This window comes from Thalassovita litoralis (assembly GCF_900182725.1).
Taxonomy (GTDB): Bacteria; Pseudomonadota; Alphaproteobacteria; order Rhodobacterales; family Rhodobacteraceae; genus Thalassobius; species Thalassobius litoralis.
Window position 1 is genome coordinate 140062 of record NZ_FXTO01000002.1, and the last position, 20394, is coordinate 160455.

At 59.0% G+C, this 20394-nt stretch carries 16 protein-coding genes; 4 read left to right on the top strand and 12 right to left on the bottom strand.

The genetic code is table 11. The features are described 5' to 3' along the window. Positions 1-67 precede the first annotated feature (67 nt). Positions 68-1756, top strand: a complete 1689-nt coding sequence (locus tag FN828_RS02935; protein WP_408033791.1) for a chloride channel protein — start codon at positions 68-70, stop codon at positions 1754-1756. 5 nt (positions 1757-1761) lie between these two features. Here FN828_RS02935 and FN828_RS02940 read toward each other — a convergent pair whose 3' ends face one another. From FN828_RS02940 to cobT, 3 genes are all read right to left on the bottom strand, one after another. After that, positions 1762-2106, bottom strand: a complete 345-nt coding sequence (locus FN828_RS02940) for a DUF427 domain-containing protein (protein ID WP_142491895.1) — start codon at positions 2104-2106, stop codon at positions 1762-1764. A gap of 58 nt (positions 2107-2164) precedes the next feature. Continuing rightward, the gene (locus FN828_RS02945; protein ID WP_142491896.1) at positions 2165-3967 is read right to left on the bottom strand and encodes an aminopeptidase P family protein; all 1803 of its coding nucleotides are present in this window, start codon (positions 3965-3967) and stop codon (positions 2165-2167) included. Between the two features lie 77 nt (positions 3968-4044). Continuing rightward, positions 4045-5919: a cobaltochelatase subunit CobT gene (gene cobT, locus FN828_RS02950; protein WP_142491897.1), complete on the bottom strand. Its 1875-nt coding sequence runs from the start codon at positions 5917-5919 to the stop codon at positions 4045-4047. 162 nt (positions 5920-6081) lie between these two features. Here cobT and FN828_RS02955 point away from each other — a divergent pair, with 162 nt between their 5' ends. Next, a complete protein-coding gene (locus tag FN828_RS02955) occupies positions 6082-6849 on the top strand; it encodes a hypothetical protein (RefSeq protein WP_142491898.1) in 768 nt (255 codons plus the stop codon). A 126-nt stretch (positions 6850-6975) separates the two neighbouring features. On the opposite strand, the gene cobS is transcribed toward FN828_RS02955, so the two are convergent. Further along, entirely contained in the window at positions 6976-7962 is a 987-nt protein-coding gene (gene cobS / locus FN828_RS02960; RefSeq protein ID WP_142491899.1) for a cobaltochelatase subunit CobS, read from the bottom strand. 202 nt (positions 7963-8164) lie between these two features. Here cobS and msrB point away from each other — a divergent pair, with 202 nt between their 5' ends. Beyond that, positions 8165-8623, top strand: coding sequence for a peptide-methionine (R)-S-oxide reductase MsrB (gene msrB / locus FN828_RS02965; protein WP_142491900.1), 459 nt, complete (start codon positions 8165-8167; stop codon positions 8621-8623). A gap of 59 nt (positions 8624-8682) precedes the next feature. Here msrB and FN828_RS02970 read toward each other — a convergent pair whose 3' ends face one another. From FN828_RS02970 to pepN, 8 genes are all read right to left on the bottom strand, one after another. Next, the gene (locus FN828_RS02970; protein WP_142491901.1) at positions 8683-9306 is read right to left on the bottom strand and encodes a DnaJ domain-containing protein; all 624 of its coding nucleotides are present in this window, start codon (positions 9304-9306) and stop codon (positions 8683-8685) included. Positions 9307-9450: 144 nt separating this feature from the next. Then, on the bottom strand, positions 9451-9957 hold the full coding sequence (locus FN828_RS20440; RefSeq protein WP_185958915.1) for a DUF4177 domain-containing protein: 507 nt from the start codon (positions 9955-9957) through the stop codon (positions 9451-9453). 165 nt (positions 9958-10122) lie between these two features. Further along, entirely contained in the window at positions 10123-10602 is a 480-nt protein-coding gene (locus FN828_RS02980) for a thioesterase family protein (RefSeq protein ID WP_185958916.1), read from the bottom strand. Positions 10603-10676: 74 nt separating this feature from the next. Further along, positions 10677-11651, bottom strand: a complete 975-nt coding sequence (locus tag FN828_RS02985; protein WP_142491902.1) for a hypothetical protein — start codon at positions 11649-11651, stop codon at positions 10677-10679. Between the two features lie 18 nt (positions 11652-11669). Continuing rightward, complete coding sequence (gatB, locus tag FN828_RS02990) at positions 11670-13184, bottom strand: Asp-tRNA(Asn)/Glu-tRNA(Gln) amidotransferase subunit GatB (RefSeq protein ID WP_142491903.1); 1515 nt, start codon at positions 13182-13184, stop codon at positions 11670-11672. Between the two features lie 82 nt (positions 13185-13266). Beyond that, complete coding sequence (locus FN828_RS02995; protein WP_142491904.1) at positions 13267-14571, bottom strand: hypothetical protein; 1305 nt, start codon at positions 14569-14571, stop codon at positions 13267-13269. A 245-nt stretch (positions 14572-14816) separates the two neighbouring features. Then, positions 14817-15260: a hypothetical protein gene (locus tag FN828_RS03000; RefSeq protein WP_142491905.1), complete on the bottom strand. Its 444-nt coding sequence runs from the start codon at positions 15258-15260 to the stop codon at positions 14817-14819. A gap of 128 nt (positions 15261-15388) precedes the next feature. Next, complete coding sequence (gene pepN, locus FN828_RS03005; protein ID WP_142491906.1) at positions 15389-17941, bottom strand: aminopeptidase N; 2553 nt, start codon at positions 17939-17941, stop codon at positions 15389-15391. A 252-nt stretch (positions 17942-18193) separates the two neighbouring features. Here pepN and FN828_RS03010 point away from each other — a divergent pair, with 252 nt between their 5' ends. After that, on the top strand, positions 18194-20332 hold the full coding sequence (locus FN828_RS03010; protein ID WP_142491907.1) for a malate synthase G: 2139 nt from the start codon (positions 18194-18196) through the stop codon (positions 20330-20332). Positions 20333-20394: the final 62 nt, after the last annotated feature.

Consider the following 20394-nt stretch of genomic DNA (forward strand, 5'->3'; position numbering starts at 1 on the left):
TGTGGCACCCTAGGCCAAGCAGGCGGGCCGTAAAAGGGCATATCGCAGTCTGCGACAAGGATGGTTAATGGCTGTTCAGCTTGGAAAAGTTCTGGCCGGGGCGGGCGCTCAGGCGATGCAGGCGGTGGGCGATGCGTTCCGCATGATGCGGCGGCAGGGGCCAAGCCAATTCCAATTCTGGCTGATCGCCCTGTGTATCGGGGTTGGTGCCGGGTTTGCGGCGCTGTTTTTCCGCAAGGGCATTGATTGGCTGCAAGCCACCTTATACGGCACCAGTGATCCTGCACATTTGCACAGCTTTGCCGAAACCCTGCCGTGGTACTGGATTTTGACGATCCCCATTGTCGGCGGATTGGTGACGGGGGTCGTGTTGCATCTGTTCACCCCCGATGGGCGGGTGCGGGCGGTGGCTGACGTGATCGAAGGGGCCGCGCTGCATGATGGCCGCGTCGAAGGCAAGGCGGGGCTGGCATCTGCGGTGGCGTCATTGGTGACGCTGTCCACTGGCGGGTCCACCGGGCGCGAAGGGCCGGTGGTTCATATGGCCTCGGTCATTTCCAGTTGGGTCAGCGAAAAGATCCACGCTGACGGGATCACCGGGCGCGATTTGCTGGGCTGTGCCGTGGCGGCTGCCGTGTCGGCCAGTTTCAACGCGCCCATCGCCGGGGCGTTGTTCGCGCTAGAGGTGGTGCTGCGTCACTTTGCGGTTCATGCCTTTGCCCCGATCGTGATTGCCTCTGTCGCGGGAACCATCATCAACCGTTTGGAATTTGGCGGCGTCACTGAATTTGCCCTGCCCGAGGGCAATACGCTGGAATTTTACGTTGAATTGCCCGCGTTCCTGTTGCTGGGGCTGACCTGTGGGCTGGTGGCCTTTGTGCTGATGCGCACCGTTTTCATTGTCGAGGATGTGGCGAACCAAATTCACAACGGCACCGGACTGCCGCGCTGGCTGCGCCCGGCAGTGGCGGGGGCGTTGCTGGGGGGGCTGGCGATTGCGTTCCCGCATATCATCGGGGTTGGCTATGAAACCACATCCGCCGCGCTGACGGGCAAGCTGCTGTGGCACGAAGCCATCGTTTTCGCTATTTTGAAGGTGGTCGCCGTTTCAATCACAATGGCGGGGCGCATGGGCGGGGGCATGTTTTCGCCCGCGCTGATGGTGGGGGCGCTGACCGGGTTGGCCTTTGGCCTGATCGCAACCGGCATTTTCCCCGAGGTGTCAGGATCGCATACCCTATATGCCTTGGCGGGAATGGGGGCCGTGGCGGCGGCGGTGCTGGGGGCGCCGATTTCCACCACGATGATCGTGTTTGAACTGACCGGGGATTGGCAGACTGGGCTGGCGGTGATGGTGGCTGTGTCGCTGTCTACGGCGCTGGCGTCCCGACTGGTGGATCGGTCCTTTTTCCTGACGCAACTGGAACGCCGGGGCATTCATCTGGCCGCCGGGCCGCAGGCTTATTTGCTGTCGATGTTCCGGGCGGCCACATTGATGCGCAAACCGGACGATCCCGGCGCGGCGGACCCGGAACGCTGTGCCGAGATGGTCGAAGACGGCATTTATGTGGATGCGAATGCCACGCTGGAACAGGCGATGCCGATCTTTGACAAGGCCGGAACGCCGTTCTTGCCCGTGATTACACAGGGCAATAACGACGAAGCGCCCCAGATTTGGGGCGCTCTGTTCCATGTCGATGCGTTAAAGGCGTTTAACCGTGCCTTGGCCGCGACCGCCGCCGAAGAACACAGCTAGCGCGATTACACGCGTTCAACAGCCAGCTTGTCCGATTTATAGAAGGCCAGATGGTCCTTGATCCGGTCCACATTGGTCAGTGGGCTTTCATAGCTCCAGCCCGCGTTTTCCAGCGTCGTGCTTTTGGTCACGATGGAATAATGCGTTGCATCGCCTTTTTTCGGGCAATGCGTCACCTTTTCGGATTTGTCCAGAAACGCCATCGCGATGTCATCGCGCGGGAAATAGATAACGGGTGGCAGATCGCCCTCGGTCAGTTCCAGCGCATTCTGGGTTTCCCCCAGAACGGCGCCACCGGCCCGCACGACCCAGTTACCTTCGGCCTTGCGAATTGAAATGTCGTTCCCCATTTTCATACTCCCCAGAAAACTATTTGTTATCGTCCCTCGCTTATGTGACAGAGTGATGTCACAGCGGGTTTGTCGCATCGCGCAACCATATGCGAGCGCCTTCGGTTAACCTAGGGCTGATTTTGTCGCGGCAGTTTGCATGATACTGGTTGATCCAGTCAATTTCACCTTGCGCCAACATATCACGGCAGATCAGGCGGCGGTCAATCGGCACCCATGTCAGCGTATCGAACGCGAACATAGCGCGGTCATCGGCCCCTGCCAATGCTGGCGCGTCCTGTACCACGATCAGGTTTTCAATGCGGATGCCAAAAGCGCCTTCGCGGTAATAGCCGGGTTCGTTGGACAGGATCATGCCGGGTTTCAGCGGGACGGTCGACACCCGGCTAAGCCGCTGTGGCCCTTCGTGAACGCACAGGTAAACGCCCACACCATGCCCGGTGCCGTGGTTGTAATCCAATCCGGCCAGCCACAGCGGATAGCGCGCAATCGCGTCCAGATCGCGCCCGGCAAGACCTTGGGGGAACCGCAGGCGGGACACCCCGATCATGCCCTGTAGAACACGGGTAAAACAGGCTTTTTCCTCGTTCCCGACGGTGCCGATAGGCAGGGTGCGGGTGATGTCCGTGGTGCCGTTCAGATATTGCCCACCGCTGTCCACGACGATCAATTGGCCATCTTCCAGCACCTGATTTGTGCTTTCTGTGACGCGATAATGGATCACCGCGCCATTGGGGCCGGTTCCGGCGATGGTGTCAAAGCTGATGTCCAGCAGCGCATTGGTGGCCCTGCGATACCCTTCCAGTGTGCGCACCACGTCAATTTCTGTAACGGTGCCGGGTGATTGCGCATCGAACCACGCCAAAAATTCGCACATCGCGGCGGCATCGGTCACGTGGGCGTCCTTGGTGGCGGCAATCTCGGCCTTGGATTTGCAGGCTTTGGGTAAAATGCAGGGGTCTTGGCCCCAGACGATTGGCACGCCTGCTTCTTCTAATTCGACGGTGACTTGCAACGGTGCCGATCCGCGATCCACACGAACCGGGCCGGGCAGGGACCGCAACGCCGCCTCAAAGGCCGAAAGGGGGCGGATGGTGATGTCTGTGCCCAGATGGGCGCGGGCGGTATCATCCAGTTTCGCCGCGTCCACAAACAGCGATAAATGCCCATTGTCATGCAGGATGGCAAAGCAATGCGGCACCGGGTTTTTCGGGATGTCCGACCCACGGATGTTCAGCAGCCACGCAATCGAATCCGGCAGCGTCAGCACGGTTGCCCTTTGGTCAGTATCAGTCAGGACCTTGGCAATCTGCGCCCGCCTTTGTGCATGGGACGCCCCGGCCAGTTCATCGGGATAAACGGTAATGCGGCCCTGTGGCGGGGCGGGTTGGTCTGGCCAAACCCTGTCCACCAGATTGGCAACAGGCCGTAATCCAATGCCCGAGCCGTCCAGAATGCGCTGTAAATCTTCGATTTCTTCGGCAGTGTGCAGCCACGCGTCAAATCCAACGATACCGCCATCCGGCAGCGCCGTCAGCAGCCAATCCCCCAAACGTGTTTCCGGCCACGGCACGGGGGTAAAGTGATCCAGATCGACCTGCGCCTTGACCTGCGTGCGATACCGCCCATCAATGAATACGCCCGCCGTGTCCCGCAGCGCGGCGCAAAACCCGGCTGATCCGGTGAAGCCGGTCAACCAAGACAGGCGTTCGTCACAAGGGGCAACATATTCGCCCTGATAGGCATCGGAACGTGGCACCAGAAAACCCGCCAGCCCATCGCGTTGCAATTCAGCCCGCAACCGGGACAGCCGCGCTGGTCCCTGTGACGGGTCTGAACTTTCCTGAAAACTCTGAAACATGGCACATTCCCCTTTGCTTGCGTGCAGTTGCGCAAATTCAGGGGGGCTGCGCAAGGGGGCGCAAGGCCCCCGCTGCGTTAGCTGGCCTTCTTCATGCCGATCATGCGGGCGCGGGCGCGCGGGTCCTGATCGAACAGCGCGGCCAGTTGTTCTGTCATCGCGCCCGCCAATTGTTCCACATCCGTGATGGTGACGGCGTGCTGATAGTAGCGGGTCACGTCATGGCCGATCCCGATGGCGATCAATTCCACGAATTTCTTTTTCTCGACCATGGCGATCACGTCGCGCAGGTGTTTTTCCAGATAATTCGCGGGGTTCACGGACAGGGTGGAATCATCCACCGGCGCACCATCCGAAATCACCATCAGGATTTTCCGCGCTTCAGGGCGGGCCAGCATCCGGCGGTGCGCCCATTCCAGCGCCTCGCCGTCGATGTTTTCTTTCAGCAGCCCCTCTTTCATCATCAGACCCAGATTGGCACGGGTCCGGCGCATCGGGGAATCCGCCTTTTTGTAAATGATGTGGCGCAGGTCATTCAGGCGTCCGGGCTGTTGCGGGCGTCCTTCGGTCAGCCATTTTTCACGGCTTTGGCCGCCCTTCCACGCGCGGGTGGTAAAGCCCAGCACCTCGACCTTGACGTCGCAACGTTCCAGCGTGCGGGCCAGAACATCGGCGCAAATCGCGGCAATCGAAATCGGGCGGCCCCGCATCGACCCCGAATTATCCAGCAACAGCGTTACCACCGTGTCGCGGAATTCGGTGTCTTTTTCGACCTTGAAGGACAGCGGCGTGGTGGGGTTTGCCACCACGCGGGCCAGTCGCCCGGCGTCCAGAATGCCCTCTTCCATATCGAACAGCCACGAACGGTTCTGTTGCGCCTGCAAGCGGCGTTGCAGCTTGTTCGCCAGTCGCCCAACCGCGCCCTTCAGCGGTTCAAGCTGCTGATCCAGATAGGCCCGCAGCCGTTCCAGTTCCGCAGGTTCGGCCAGATCTTCGGCGGCGATTTCTTCGTCAAACTGGGTGTCATAGGCGGCATAATTCGGGTCCGCATCCGACAGCGGGGCAGGGGGCGGCGGTTCCAGCGGGGCATCGCCATCGGGCAGTTCTGCCTCGTCGGACATTTCGTCCTCGGCCATGTCGTCCATGGTCACCTGGGCTTCGGAACTGTCCTGCGTTTCGTCTTGCGACTGTTCTGGATCGGCCTCGGCGTCCTGATCGTCCTGATCATCCTGCCCCGAGGAATCAGGGTCTTCCTGTTCTTCGGCATCGTCCTGCGCGTCATCCTGATCTTCGTCGTCGGGCTGATCGGGATCGTCCCCCAGTTGATCGCCATATCCCAGATCGTCAATGATCTGACGCGCGAATTTGGCGAATGCCGTTTGGTCGGACAGTTTGGCCTGAAGCTCCTCCAGCGTGCCGCCTGCCTGATCTTCGATAAAGCCCTGCCACAGCTCCATGACATTACGGGCGGCAGGGGGCAGATCGCGCCCGGTGGCAAGGTGCCGGATCATGTAGCCCGCAGCTACGGACAGCGGCGCGTCTGCGGCCTGTTTGATCTGGTCATAGCCCAGTTTGCGGGCTTCGGTTTCAATCTTGGCGTCAATATTGCCTGCCGTGCCGGGCATGTCGCGGGCGCCCATTGCTTCGCAGCGGGCGGTTTCCATGGCCTCGTACAGGCTGCGCGCCATATCACCGGGGGGCGAGTAGCGGGCGTGAATCGCGTTGTCGTGATATTTGCGCTGCATCGCCAGCGCGTCGGCGGTGCCACGGGCCAGCAGCACCTCGTCTCGCGTCATGCGGCGGGTGACTTGCGGCAGGCGCATCGTGTCCCCGGCAATACCGGACGGATCGACCGAGTAATTAACGCTCAGATCAGGGTCATCCGCCAGCACCTTGGTCGCTTCGGCCAAAGCTTTCTTGAACGGATCGGCGGGGTTGTCGGTCTTCTTCATCGCGTCTGCCGGGCAATTTGCAATCTATGTTTCCCCGGCACCCTAATCCGCGCGAAAGCGATTGACCATAGGGCGCGGACAAGAGTTCATACCCAGATCGCCGCGTCAGGTTCCGGGGCGTCAGAAAATAGACAAAAGCTGTGGCGCAGAATGGAGGATAGGATGAAGGTGATTTATTGCGCTTATGGCAGGGCGAAATATGCCGCGCAACTGGAACAATCGGTGCGGTCTTTGCGGCTGCATCACCCTGATGCGCAAATTACGGTGTATACGACCGCCGCCTTCGCCGGATTGCTGGCAGGTCTGCCGGTTCAGGTGGTGGTTCTGGATACCACGGCGCAGGCGTCCGATTGGCATGATCCGTTCATGAAACTGCGGGCCATTCATGCCGCGGCGTGTGTGGGGCAGGCCTTTTTGTATCTGGATAATGATACCTATGTGGCCGGATCGCTGTCGGACGCGTGGCAATTGCTGGACCGCTTCGATTGCATGGGGGTGCATTCGCCCATCCCGGATCAGCGCGGTTTCCTGTCGCTGCCCCCAGCCCACAACACACCGAACCCTGCGATTTTCCCCGAATGGAACGGCGGGGTTTTGTTCTTTTCGGGCCGTCCCGCCGCGCAGGCGATTGCGGCTGATTGGTTGAACATTTTGGAACAAAGAATTCCCGGCGGTGGGGATCAATGGCCGTTGGGGCGGGCCTTGTGGCAATCCGGCGCACGGCTGCATGTTCTGCCCAATACCTATAACTGCCGCTTGCCCGCCTGTCCGTTGGTTTATGGTGCGGTGAAAATCCTGCATGACGATCACCCGGAACTGGCCGGGGTGGCGCAGGTGGTGAATGCCGATCCGGGATACCGGCAGATCATCCGCCACGGCGATGCCTATGCGCTATCCCCGGACCCGTCACAGGGGCGGCGCTGTTTCTGACGCGCTCCTCATTTTCATCTTGCCAAAAATACTCAAATCCCGACCCATCCAATGTGTGGGGCGGGTGCGGGAAAACAAAAACGGCGCCACCGGGGCGCCGTTTTCTGCGTTCGGAAGTTCCGAACCTTATTTCATAGCCATCGAGGCGGCGCTTTCCGGCAGTTCTTCGTCAAAGCAGCGCTGATAGAATTCAGCCACGGTCTGACGTTCCAGCTCATCGCATTTGTTCAGGAAGGACAGGCGGAACGCATAGCCGACATTGCGGAAGATTTCCGCGTTCTGCGCCCAGTTGATTACGGTCCGGGGCGACATGACGGTGGACAGATCGCCATTCATAAAGGCGGTCCGGGTCAGATCGGCCAGCGTGACCATCTGGGCAATCGTCTTGCGGCCTTTTTCAGTGTTGTAATGGGGGTTTTTCGCCAGAACGATGTTGGTTTCTGCGTCGTGCGACAGATAGTTCAGCGTCGCGACCAGCGACCAGCGGTCCATCTGGGCCTGGTTGATCTGCTGTACACCGTGATACAGGCCAGTGGTGTCGCCCAGACCCACAGTGTTCGCAGTGGCGAACAGGCGGAAATAGGGGTTCGGGGTGATCACTTCGTTCTGGTCCAGCAGGGTCAATTTACCGTCAGCTTCCAGAATACGCTGGATCACAAACATCACGTCTGCGCGGCCAGCGTCGTATTCGTCGAACACAATGGCGGTGGGGTTGCGCAGCGCCCAAGGCAGGATGCCTTCGTGGAATTCGGTGACTTGTTTGCCGTCCCGCAGTTTGATGGCGTCCTTGCCGATCAGGTCGATCCGGCTGATGTGGCTGTCAAGGTTCACACGCACACAGGGCCAGTTCAGACGTGCGGCGACCTGTTCGATATGGGTGGATTTCCCGGTGCCGTGGTAGCCCTGAATCATTACGCGGCGGTTGTTGCGGAAACCCGCCAGAATCGCCAGCGTGGTATCGGGATCGAATTTATAGGTCGGGTCCAGTTCCGGCACGCGGTCAGTGCGATCGGCAAAGCCCTTTACGGTCATGTCCGTGTCGATGCCGAATACATCGCGAACGGAAATCTCTTCGGTGGGTTTTGCGTTCATATCCATCATGCCGTCCGCCATATCTTTCGTCCTTTATTCCGGGCCGGATGCCCTCACTTTCAGTGTGGTGCAACATAAATGACGGAAGGGCAAGGGGAACTGAGCCATTCCGCCGCGTCTGCGGCGCGGGGTGATCACTGCAATGTGTGCGTTTGCGACCGCATGGCGGAATTACAGGCAGAAAATCTGCGATAGACTGTTTCGCAACCAAGAGGAGGATCAGATGAACCGACGCAATTTCACGCTGGCCGGTCTGGCCACGATGATTTTCCAACCCGCCCAAGCGGCCGAGCAGTTTGAGGTTACACGCACCGAGGCCGAATGGAAGGCAATGCTAAGCCCGCTGGAGTACAAGGTGATGCGGCGCGAAGGCACAGAGCGGGCGGGGACATCGCCGCTGGATAAACTATACCACGCGGGGCTGTACCACTGCCGGGGCTGCGATTTGCCGCTGTATTCGTCGCAGCATAAATTCGACAGTGGCACAGGCTGGCCCAGTTTTTGGAAAGCTCTGCCCGACGCCATTCGCACCAAACAGGACCGCAAGCTGTTGGTGACACGAACAGAATGCCACTGTCGCCGCTGTGGCAGCCATCTGGGGCATATTTTCAACGACGGGCCGAAACCGACCGGAAAACGACATTGCATCAATGGCGTGTCGCTGGTGTTTCGCGCGGCCTGATCCGGGGCGAAATCGGCAGGCAGAAAAAAGGCGGGGAAACCCCCGCCCGATTTCGTGGATTATTTGAAGTTGCGGCTTTCCTTGATCTGGTCCCACGCCCAGACCACTTCTTGCAACTGTTCTTCCTGACTGCGGTCGCCGCCGTTCATGTCGGGGTGCAGCACCTTGATCAGTTTCTTATAGGCTTTGCGCACCTCGGCCTTGGTCCAGTGGTCCTTGGCTTCCAGAATGTCGATGGCGCGGCGTTCGGTCGGCGGCAGGCGGCGTGTGCCGGTGGCGGCTTTTCCGGGGTTTCTGGTGGCATTGGCCCCCAGCACCTGATGCGGATCTTCGATACCCAAACGCGCCCAAGCGCGGGCTTCGGGGTCGCCCATCGGGCGGGTCTGGCGTTCCCAGACCTTGTCCTTGGACATTTGGGCGTTCATCTCGGCCTCGGTCGTGCCGTCGAAGAAGCTCCATTTCTGATTATATTCGCGGACGTGGTCTTTGCAGAACCAAAAATATTCATCCAGCACATCGGGCGCTTTGGGGGCACGATATTGGCCAGCTTCCTGGCACCCTTCATGTTCACAGACACGCTGCGAGGTTTCGAACGCCCCGGTCATGCCGCGGCGGCCTCGGGGGTTTTTCTTCTTGGAGGTCGACACGGACATGTCGAAACCGAAGGGGTCTGATTTTACCATGAGATCACCTATTCGACTCGGACGGTAGAGTTTAGACTTTTTGACGCCGAGTTGAAGGGGGCGGATGCGAAAAAATGGGCAATTCCCCGCCGTGGCGTCCGGGTTTATGGAATGTTTTTTGGGTAATGAATTGAATGTCGGACGTTAATTTGCGGTGTTGGGACCAGTGCCGGATTTTTCAGCGTTTTCGGGCGATGGCGGGGCTGATGGCGTGGCGTTCATCTGGCTGGCGCGGGCCTTAAGCAGCGCCGCAGCGGGGCTGTCCAGATCTTCGGCATCTTCGACACCGTTATCGGTTCCGCGATCAAAAAAGCCGTCTGGGGTATCCTGCTGCCCGGATGCGGCGGGTGCTGGCAACGGGGCCGGAGGGGCCGCAGGCGCGTCTAAAAGACGGGTGACAAAGGCATCATCCGTGCCTGCCACGGGACGACGGAACACCAGCACATTCCGATAGGTCGTCGTGACGCTGGTCAGGCCATGCCGTTCTTCGCTGGGCAGGGTTTCGGCACGCTGGTATTCCCAACCTTCGGCCCCCATGCGGTTCATCAAATCCTGAAGCGCATAGGCAAATCGGTTTTCGTGTCCGCGCACACCCTTGGCTTTCTGGCCCTTGGTGGGGGCGGGGACCACGCGATACTCGTAATGTGGCATATTTTCTATCCGTGCTCGAAATCCCGGTAACAATATCAGGGGATTGGCAAAACGCAAAAACAACCAGCCAAAAGCTGCCGGATGGCGTTGCATTTTGAAATATCGGGGGCTGATGATACAGGGGCGGCATGTGTTGCCCCTGTATCAGGCCCGTTTTGTGCGGGATTATGCGCGACGCAGCCCCATCGGCAGGCCCACGAAGTCGGGTTTCGGCAAATCCTTGTGCGCGTCCAGCACGGCCTGCATCTTTTCCGCCACATGGGGAAGATAGGGGGCCACGCGCGGGCCGCTCATGTCGATATGCAGCCCCACGCCTTCGGCGGTGGCGGACAGCCATCCGTCTTCGTGATATAGCCACTGGGCAAAATGAAAGGCGCGGTCGCTGCTGTCCAGCAATTGAAATGCGACGCGGACCTTGTTGCCGACATGCAGTTCGCGCAGATAGCGCACCCGAAAATCAGCGGTAAAGGTCGTGTGCTTATAGTCCTTGATATAGGTGGGACCGAAGCCCAAATGCACATATGCCTCGTCCACGCCAGTATCGAACAATACGTTGTAATAGGCCATGTTCAAATGGCCGTTATGGTCGATCCATTCGGGTTTCACCTCCATCAAAGAGGACATGAACGGGGTTGTCTGGGGCACGGTAATTCCCTCCCTTTTATATTGCTCCGCCAGAAGTCTAGAGGCACATGCCGGACATGACCAGAGGGGCGTGATCAGAAGCGGCGCAGGGATTTCAGGAAGAGTTTGCCGCGTTCCCTAAGGCTGAGGAACGGACGGATTTGCCGATCATTTTCCGGGTCCAGACTGGGCGACATCGGCATGTTTTCGGGTGGGGTCAGGTCAAAACCCAGCTTTTGGGCGACTTCGGCGCGTTTTTTTCCGTAGTCACGGATTTCATGCGGGCGCAGCCCTGCAATGCGGTATTTATCGCCGGGTAGGGCGCAGAGTTCTTGAATACGGCGGGGGGACCGTTGGCCCGATCCCAACGGCTTTTGCAGGTTGTACAGGTACATCGCCCGCACGGCGTTATCCGATAGGGATTCATTTTCGTGGGTTTCATCCAGCCCCAAAGCATCGAAATCCGGTAGGTCGAATTCCCGCAGCAGACTGTTGCACATGCCTTGTTTCACGGCGGTTTCGAACTTCAGAAAATGGCTGTGATCCTGTCCGAACACCTGTGCAATCCGCAGCGGAATGCGGTGAAGGCGCTGCATGGATGTGGCATAGGTGCTGGGCTGCCAAAACCGCCCGACCTTGGCCATTTGCTGACTGTTCGATGCGATCCACGGGATCAGTTCCCGGTAATAATACAGGCAGTCCACAATGCCGAACCGGGATAGCGCATCACGAATGCGGACGAATTCATCCACCGTCATTTTGCACAGAAATTCGCTGGACAGGATGGCCGTGCCATCCAGCCCGTCAAGGGCGGCAAACAGGTCTTCGCGGACCTGTGCATCGCGGGCACGAATATGCGTTTCCGAAAGGCCCGACAGCTTGTTACGGTAATTCTTCATGGGATGGGTCATGAAGGACGAATACAAATGTTTGTATGGTCCATCGCGGCCCAGAAAATGAATACCTTGCCCCGCCAAGGTATCCTTGTGGCGGAACAGGTTTTTCTGAAGCGAGGTTGACCCGGTTTTATGCGGGCCAACATGCAGGATAATTGTCAGGTTCCGGCTCATATTGCGCCGAAGCTCGGATCAGAGGCCCAGTTTTTGGCTGACCAACTGGTTTACAGCCGCAGGGTTGGCCTTTCCGCCGGTGGCTTTCATCACCTGACCCACGAACCAGCCCGCCAGTTTCGGGTTTTGCTTGGCCTTTTCAACCTGCGCGGGGTTGGCGGCGATGATCTCATCTACGGCGGCCTCGATCGCGCCGGTGTCCGTGACCTGTTTCATGCCACGCTCTTCCACGATCTGATCGGGGTCGCCGCCTTCGGTATAGACGATTTCAAACAGGTCTTTGGCGATTTTGCCGCTGATGGCGTCCGATTTGATCAACTTGATGATCCCGGCCAGTTGGGCGGGGGATACCGGGCTGTCGGTGATGTCGTGGTCTTCTTTTTTCAGACGACCGAACAGTTCGTTTATCACCCAGTTTGCTGCCAGTTTCCCATCGCCAGCGGCACCGGCGACCTCTTCAAAGAAAACCGCGTTGGGGACTTCGGCGGTCAGAACGCTGGCGTCATATTCGGACAGGCCGAAATCGGCGATGAACCGCGCCTTTTTGGCGTCCGGCAGTTCCGGCAGCGAGGCGGCAATGTCATCCACCCATGCCTGTTCGATTTCCAGCGGCAGCAGGTCGGGATCGGGGAAGTAGCGGTAATCATGTGCTTCTTCCTTGGACCGCATGGACCGGGTTTCGTTCTTGTCCGGGTCGTACAGGCGGGTTTCCTGCACCACTTCGCCACCGGCTTCGACGATGGCAATCTGGCGGCGGGCTTCGACCTCGATCGCGGCTTGGATAAACCGCATAGAGTTCATGTTCTTGATTTCGCAGCGCGTGCCCAGATGGCTGAAATCCTGCGTTTCCTGATACTTTTCATATGCACCGGGGCGGCAGATGGATACGTTCACATCCGCGCGCAGGTTGCCGTTTTGCATGTTGCCGTCACAGGTGCCCAGATAGCGCAGGATCTGGCGCAGCTTGGTGACATAAGCGGCGGCTTCTTCGGGGCCGCGAATATCTGGGCGGCTGACGATTTCCATCAGCGCCACGCCGGTCCGGTTTAGGTCCACAAAGGACATGTTCGGGTCCATGTCATGCACGGATTTGCCCGCGTCTTGTTCCAGATGGATACGTTCCACCCGCACCAGACGCGCCACGCCCGGCCCCATATCGACCAGAATTTCGCCTTCGCCCACGATGGGGTGGTAAAGCTGGCTGATCTGATAGCCCTGCGGCAAGTCGGGGTAGAAATAGTTTTTCCGGTCAAACGCTGACCACAGGTTGATTTCCGCCTTCAGGCCCAACCCGGTGCGCACGGCCTGTTCCACGCAAAATTCGTTGATCACCGGCAACATGCCGGGCATCGCGGCATCCACGAAAGCCACGTTCGAGTTCGGCTCTGCCCCGAATTTGGTGGATGCGCCAGAAAATAGCTTTGCGTTTGAACTGACCTGGGCATGAACCTCCATGCCGATGACCAGTTCCCAGTCATGCTTTGCGCCAGCAATCACTTTGGGTTTCGGGGTCTCATAGGTCAGGTCCAGCATCACATCCGCCCTTTGTCACAGGAATTGACCTGCGTTCTAGGGCAGGGGTGCGACCGGGGCAAGAGGCAGAGAGCCTACAGCATCACGCCCGAGGCAGGATTTGCGGGCCTTTTTCGCCAAAAACCACGCAGCCGCCATTTCGGATGTCGGTTTCAAAATGCCGGGCGATACGGCGAAAGGCGCTGCCGCGGCCTTTTTCGGCCAGCTTTTCATTATAGGTCAGGTCGTGTTCGCGCATCGAATCCTTTTCTGCCAGCGCCCAGATCAGGGGATGCACCTCGCGCAGGTGGTGGGTCAGAACCCAGTCAAAAGCCCCGCGCAGGGCTGTCAGTTGTGGCTGATGGGGGGATGCTTTCATTCGGGCGGCGCAAAGCGTGACCGAACAGAAGGCGGCAAAAATATTCGCGGTGTGCTGATCGGGGCGGCGGTGCAGAATGTTCTGCATTCCTTCGATGAAAAGCTCTGCTTCCAGCAGTTCCAGCACGCCACCATCCAGCCGAAGGGCGTCCAGATAGGTCCAAGTATATCCCCCCGCGCCCCATATATCACGGGTCAAGGCAGCCATACGCCGGGCCTGTACCTCTAGCTGTTGGTATGATCCGAACCAGCGGGGCAGCATGTAATGCCCAAAATCGCGCATATGGCCGGGGTTTTGCGGGTCCAGTTCAATCAGGTCTTCGTAATCATCCACCACACGCGATTGCGGATTGGACTGTCCGGGCAACAGGGCGCAGCGTGCCGCGGCCAAAGCGGGGCTGTTTTCCTCGAACGGGTCGAAACGGTCCAGAATATCGGCGGCGCTGGTCATGCAGGCGTGAAAGGCGCGGGCGCGGGGGCGGTCGGGCTGGGCTGTGGGTTCGATGCCGTGAAACGCCCATGCCACATCCAGCAGCGCATGTAGCACGACAAGCGCCACGCCGTAATCATCGGGGGTGTCGTCCAGCGCGTGTTCCAAATGGGTCAGTGCGGGCAGGTTTTCCACATCGGCGGGGTCAATCCGTCCGGCGCGGATTTGGGTGGACAGCGGCCCGGCAACATCTGCCCGCGCCCCGTAAGACAACAGATCGGCCAGCGGCATATCTGCTGTGGTTCGGGATCGGTTCTGATCGTGATGGCGCAGTTCGCTTCCCAGTTCTTCCCACATGTCCTGACGGGCCAGAAACTGACCGCGCGCCACCACGTATTCCCGTCGGGACTGTTCGGGGCTGGTGTTGAGAACCGGAATATCCAGCGCCCGTTGCAGCCGGATCGGCATGGGGCCGGGGGGCGGCGGACCAGAAGCGCGCAGGCTATGGGGCTGTTCCACAATGGGGGCCGGAGGTTGACGGCGCAGAAAGCGCTTTGGGTCCAGACGGAATTGGGGGGTATGTTTTAAAAGCTGTTTCATCTGACCTTTGGGTGCGTTCCGAAGAATCTTCCCCGTTATTCAGCCGGACGTTTGAGGCCGAAAGATGGCCAAGACAGGTAGGATTTCAGGAAAAGTTGATCGCGTTATGCGTGAATTGTGGCAAAATTATATTCCAAAAAACGAGTATTTGGGCCGAGTGAGGTGTGTAAAGACGGAATGCAGGCGCAAAGCAGCCCCCGCCCTGATTGCTTTGTCAGGGAAGTAGGGAAGCCAGAAAAGGGGCGTCAGGTCATCGTGATCTTGGCGTCAATCTTGATCGGCTTGCCGGTGAACCAGCGTCGCAATTCCGGTGCTGCGGGCAGACATGTCAGCGGCAACTGCACCCTGCGCCCGCTGGCCAGTTCCAGATGCGGGGCGCGGGTGTAGAATGGGGCAGATCGTGCGCCAATTGCACGGATACCCGTCAGCGGAAAAGCCCAGTGCTTGTTGCCGTAATACACATTCAGATGGGTTTCCGTCATCCAAGAGCCAGAGCGTTTGCGGCTGGTGGCTTGCCGGTAAAAGGCGGCGGTCATCAGCGCAACCGCACCGATCAGCAGCATCATCTGCCAAGCGGGCAATAGCGTCACCAAGGCATAAAGCCCACCCCACGCCAGCAGGATTGCAAGCCCCCCCGCCAGTTGCAGGGCATCCAGCCCGCGCCAATGATATTCCTGTAGCCGATTCATGACACCAGTATGACGTAGGAAGGGGACTAAAATAGGGTTAAATTAGTCCTTCCTGTTGCTCATTCGATAGAATTTCAGCCAGATGTGGCGCAATGGTTTCAGTTCGATTGCGTATGGTTTTCCGTAACTTACGCCTTGCGGATGCGATCCACCATTTCGCGGGTGTCACGGCTTAGCCCCGGTTGCGCCAATATCCGGTCCAGTTGCGTGGCAATCAGCGCCTGCCGGTCGGGATCGTAGCGTTTCCATGTTTCAAAGGATGAACACATCCGGGCCGTGGTTTGCGGGTTCAGCGGGTCCAACTGGATCAGCCAATCTGCCAACACCGCATAGCCCGCGCCGCTGGCGTGGTGGAACCCGGCGGGGTTCATCGCCAAGGCTCCCAGCGTGGCGCGGAAACGGTTGGGGTTCTTCATGCTGAAATCTGGGTGCGCGGTCAGCGTGCGGGTGATTGCGGCGGCCTGATCGGGATCAGCCTGCACGATTTGCATGGTGAACCATTTGTCGATCACCAGCCGGTCATGTTTCCACTGGTCATAGAAATCCGCAGTTGCAGCATCGCCATTTCCGGCAGACAGCAGGCAGGCAAAGGCGGCCAATTGCTGCGTCATGTTATCGGCTGCATCATACTGTTTTTGCGCCTGCGCACCGCCATCCAGACGGGTCAACAGCCCCAGCGCCGCATTGGCCAGCGCCCGTGCGCCGGATTGTGCGGCATCGGGGGCATACTCCCCGTCCACCTGATATTGGGCGTAAATCCGGGGCAGAAGATCCTGCATATGCTGGGCTGTGGCCTGTTTCAGGGTTTCCAGCGCTTGCCAGATTGCCTGTGGGTCGGGCGTGTTGCCCATATCAAACAGGGTTTGCGCCAGATCGTCCTGGCTGGGCAGGCCCAATGCCAGCGCCCGGAAGGCCGGGTCCAGCGTATCGTCCCGCACAACGGCGGTCAGCGAGTCCAGATAGGATGTATCCGGCGCATCCCCGTTGCGGATCATGCGGATCAGCCCATCGCGGGCCAGTGCGCGGCCTGCTTCCCATTTGTTGAAGGGGTCGGTGTCATGCGCCAGCAGAAACGCGCGTTCTTCGTTGGTGCTGTCGCGGTGCAGGATCACCGGCGCGGAAAAACCGCGCAGGATGGACGGCACGGGCCGCGTGGCCAGCCCCTCGAAGGTAAAGCTTTGCTCGACCTCGGTCATTTCCAGAATGGTTGTGGGCAGAACCTCGTCCCCGTTGGGGTTCAGTAGCCCCACGGCAATCGGGATCACGCGCGGGTCTTTCACGTCCTGCCCCGGTGTGGGGGGCGTATCCTGCCGGAAGGTCACGGTATAGGTGCCGTCCGTGAAAGCCTCGGACACTGACAGGCGTGGGGTGCCTGCCTGTGAATACCAGCGTTTGAACTGGGTCAGATCGCGGCCCGTGGCATCCTCGAACACTTTCAGCCAGTCTTCGATTGTGGCGGCATCGCCATCGTGGCGGGTGAAATACAGGTCCAGTGCCTTATAATATGCGTCATCCCCGACTAGCGTTTTCAGCATCCCGATCAGTTCCGCGCCTTTTTCGTAAACCGTGGCAGTGTAGAAATTGTTAATCTCGACAAAGCTTTCGGGGCGGACCGGATGGGCCAGCGGGCCGTTATCTTCGCGGAACTGGCGGGCGCGAAGCTGAATCACGTCGGAAATCCGTTTCACGGGTTCCGAGCGCATATCGGCGGTAAACTGGGAATCGCGGTAAACGGTCAGCCCTTCTTTCAGGCACAGTTGGAACCAGTCGCGGCAGGTGATGCGGTTGCCGGTCCAGTTGTGGAAATATTCATGGGCGATAATTGCCTCGATCCGTTCAAAATTCAGATCGGTGGACGTATCGGGCGAGGCCAGAACACAGGACGAATTAAAGACATTCAGCCCCTTGTTTTCCATCGCCCCCATGTTGAAATCATCCACGGCGACGATGTTGAAAATATCCAGATCGTATTCCCGGCCATAAACATCTTCATCCCATTTCATAGATTTTTTCAGGGCTTCCATGCCAAAGGCGCATTTGTCCTGATCGCCGGGGCGGACCCAGATGTTCAGTTCCACATCCCTGCCGGATTGGGTGGTGAACCGATCCGGGTGGTTGATCAGGTCGCCCGCAACCAGCGCGAACAGATAGGCCGGTTTGGGCCACGGATCATGCCATTCGGCCCAGCCATCGCCCTGTGCGATGGGGTTGCCGTTGGACAAAAGAACGGGTTCGGCCCCTTCGATGCGCACGGTAAACGTGGCCATGACATCGGGACGGTCGGGGTAAAAAGTGATTTTGCGAAAACCCTCAGCCTCGCATTGGGTGCAATACATGCCGTTGGACATATAAAGCCCTTCCAGCGCGGTATTGGTGGCGGGGCTGATTTCAACCTCGGCTTCCCAGTCGAACGCGGTATCGGGGACATCGCAGGTCAGCCCGGTATCGGTGAATGTGGGGGTAATCTGTTGCCCGTCAATCGTGCAGCGGATGGGGGTCAGGGCTTCGCCGTGCAGAAAGAACGCCTGTTTCGGGGCGTTTGGGGTGGGTGTAAAGCGGATTTTGGAAATCACCCGCGTCGCTGTGGGGGCCAGCCGAAAGGTCAGATGCACAGATTCCACGGTCCAGCCAAAGGGCGTGTAATCGGACAGATAGATCGTCTGCGGTGCGGCATCTTTCATCGCGGTATCCTTTCAGGGTGTCGGCGTTGGCCTGACCCTAGGCTTCGGGGCAGGGGGCTTCAATGGGGGCTTATGGAAAATCCGTCAGGCAATCCTGCCCAACCATCCAGCACTTAAAACCGGGTTTGGATTATTTGGGGATTTTTGAAGCACCTTGGTAAGAATTGGTAAAAAAATATGACCACGATTGTTGCCTATAGGAAACTTCCGTTCTATTGAGAAACCAATTCAGCGCATTTCAGGGAGATTGGCATGTCTAACCGGATCGAAAAATACGGGCTTCAGGTGGCACCGGAGCTGGTGAACTTCATCGAGGGCGAGGCCCTGCCCGGAACCGGGGTAGTGGCGGACGCGTTTTGGGCTGGCCTGTCGGCGCTGGCACATGACTTGGGACCGAAAAACCGCGCCCTGCTGGAAAAGCGCGAAGAAATCCAACAAAAGTTGGATGGCTGGCACATTTCCCATCGCGGACAGCCGCATGACGCTGCGGCCTATCAGGCGTTCCTGAAAGAAATCGGGTATCTGGTGCCGGAAGGTGCGGATTTCCAGATTGAAACCACTGGCGTTGATCCTGAAATCGCCACGGTGCCGGGGCCGCAATTGGTGGTGCCGATTATGAATGCCCGTTTTGCCCTGAACGCGGCGAATGCTCGCTGGGGCAGCCTGTATGACGCGCTGTATGGCACGGATGCGCTGGGCGATTTGCCTGCGGGCAAGGGATATGACGCCGCGCGTGGGGCGCGGGTGATCGCATGGGGTCGCGATTTTCTGGATAAGGCGGTGCCGCTGGCCGCAGGATCATGGGTGGATGTTGCGCCGCTGGCGGTGGCCGGTGGGGCGCTGACTGTGGCGCTGGCCGATCCGGCCTGTTTTGTGGGCTATCAGGGGGCGGCTGACGCGCCCACGGCCATTGTGCTGCGGCATAACGGGTTGCACATCATCATTGATATTGATGGCAGCAGCCCGATTGGTAGCAGCGATGCCGCCGGAATTTCCGATATCCGTCTGGAATCGGCCATGTCGACCATCATGGATTGCGAAGATTCCGTGGCTGCCGTGGATGCCGAAGATAAGACGCTGGCCTATCGTAACTGGCTGGGCCTGATGAAGGGCGATCTGGCCGAAACCTTTGAAAAGGGCGGTCAGACGATGACCCGCCGCATGAACCCCGATCTGGAATTTACCAACCCGAACGGCGAGGCGTTTACGCTCAAGGGCCGTTCGCTGATGCTGGTGCGCAACGTGGGGCATTTGATGACCAACCCCGCCGTGCTGGATCGTGACGGGTACGAGATTGGCGAAGGGCTGATGGACGCGCTGTGTACCACGCTGATTGCCATGCACGACCTGCGCAAAACCGACGGTGCGCGCAATTCGCTGCACGGGTCGGTCTATGTGGTGAAACCCAAGATGCACGGGCCGGAAGAAGTGGCCTTTGCCGACGAGATCTTCACCAAGGTCGAGGATATTCTGGGTCTGCCGCAATACACCGTCAAGCTGGGTATCATGGACGAGGAACGCCGCACTTCGGTCAACCTCAAGGAATGTATCCGCGCCGCGAAAAACCGTGTGGCCTTTATCAATACGGGGTTCCTTGACCGGACAGGGGACGAGATTCACAGCAGTATGGAAGCAGGCCCGTTCCTGCCCAAGGGCGAGATGAAAACGACGCCGTGGATTTTGTCTTACGAGGATCGCAACGTCGATATTGGATTGGCCTGCGGGTTGCAGGGCAAGGCGCAGATCGGCAAGGGCATGTGGGCCATGCCCGACATGATGGCCGCGATGCTGGAGGCCAAGATCGGACATCCGCAATCGGGTGCGAATTGTGCCTGGGTGCCGTCGCCCACCGCCGCTACGCTGCACGCGACCCATTATCATCAGGTCGATGTGAAAGCGCGGCAGGATCAGATCAAGGCAGGCGGCCCGCGTGGGACGCTGACCGATCTGCTGACCATCCCGGTCGCCACCGGGCGCAACTTCAGCGACGAGGAAATCACCCGCGAGATCGAAAACAACGCGCAGGGTATTCTGGGCTATGTGGTGCGCTGGGTGGATCAGGGCGTGGGCTGTTCCAAGGTGCCGGACATTCATGATGTAGGCCTGATGGAGGACCGCGCGACCTGCCGGATTTCCAGTCAGGCTTTGGCGAACTGGCTGCATCATGGCGTGGTGTCCGAGGCCCGCGTGATGGAAGCCATGCAGAAAATGGCCGCTGTGGTGGATCGTCAGAACGCGGGCGATGCGGCGTATCGGCCAATGGCGCCGGGGTTTGACGGGATTGCGTTTCAGGCGGCCTGTGATCTGGTGTTCAAGGGACGGGTGCAGCCCAGCGGCTATACCGAACCCGTGCTGCATCAACGGCGGTTGGAACTGAAAGCGGCGGGCTGATTTCGATTGGAAAGGCTGGGGGTTTTGCACCCCCAGACCCCCGCAGAGTATTTTAAGCAAGA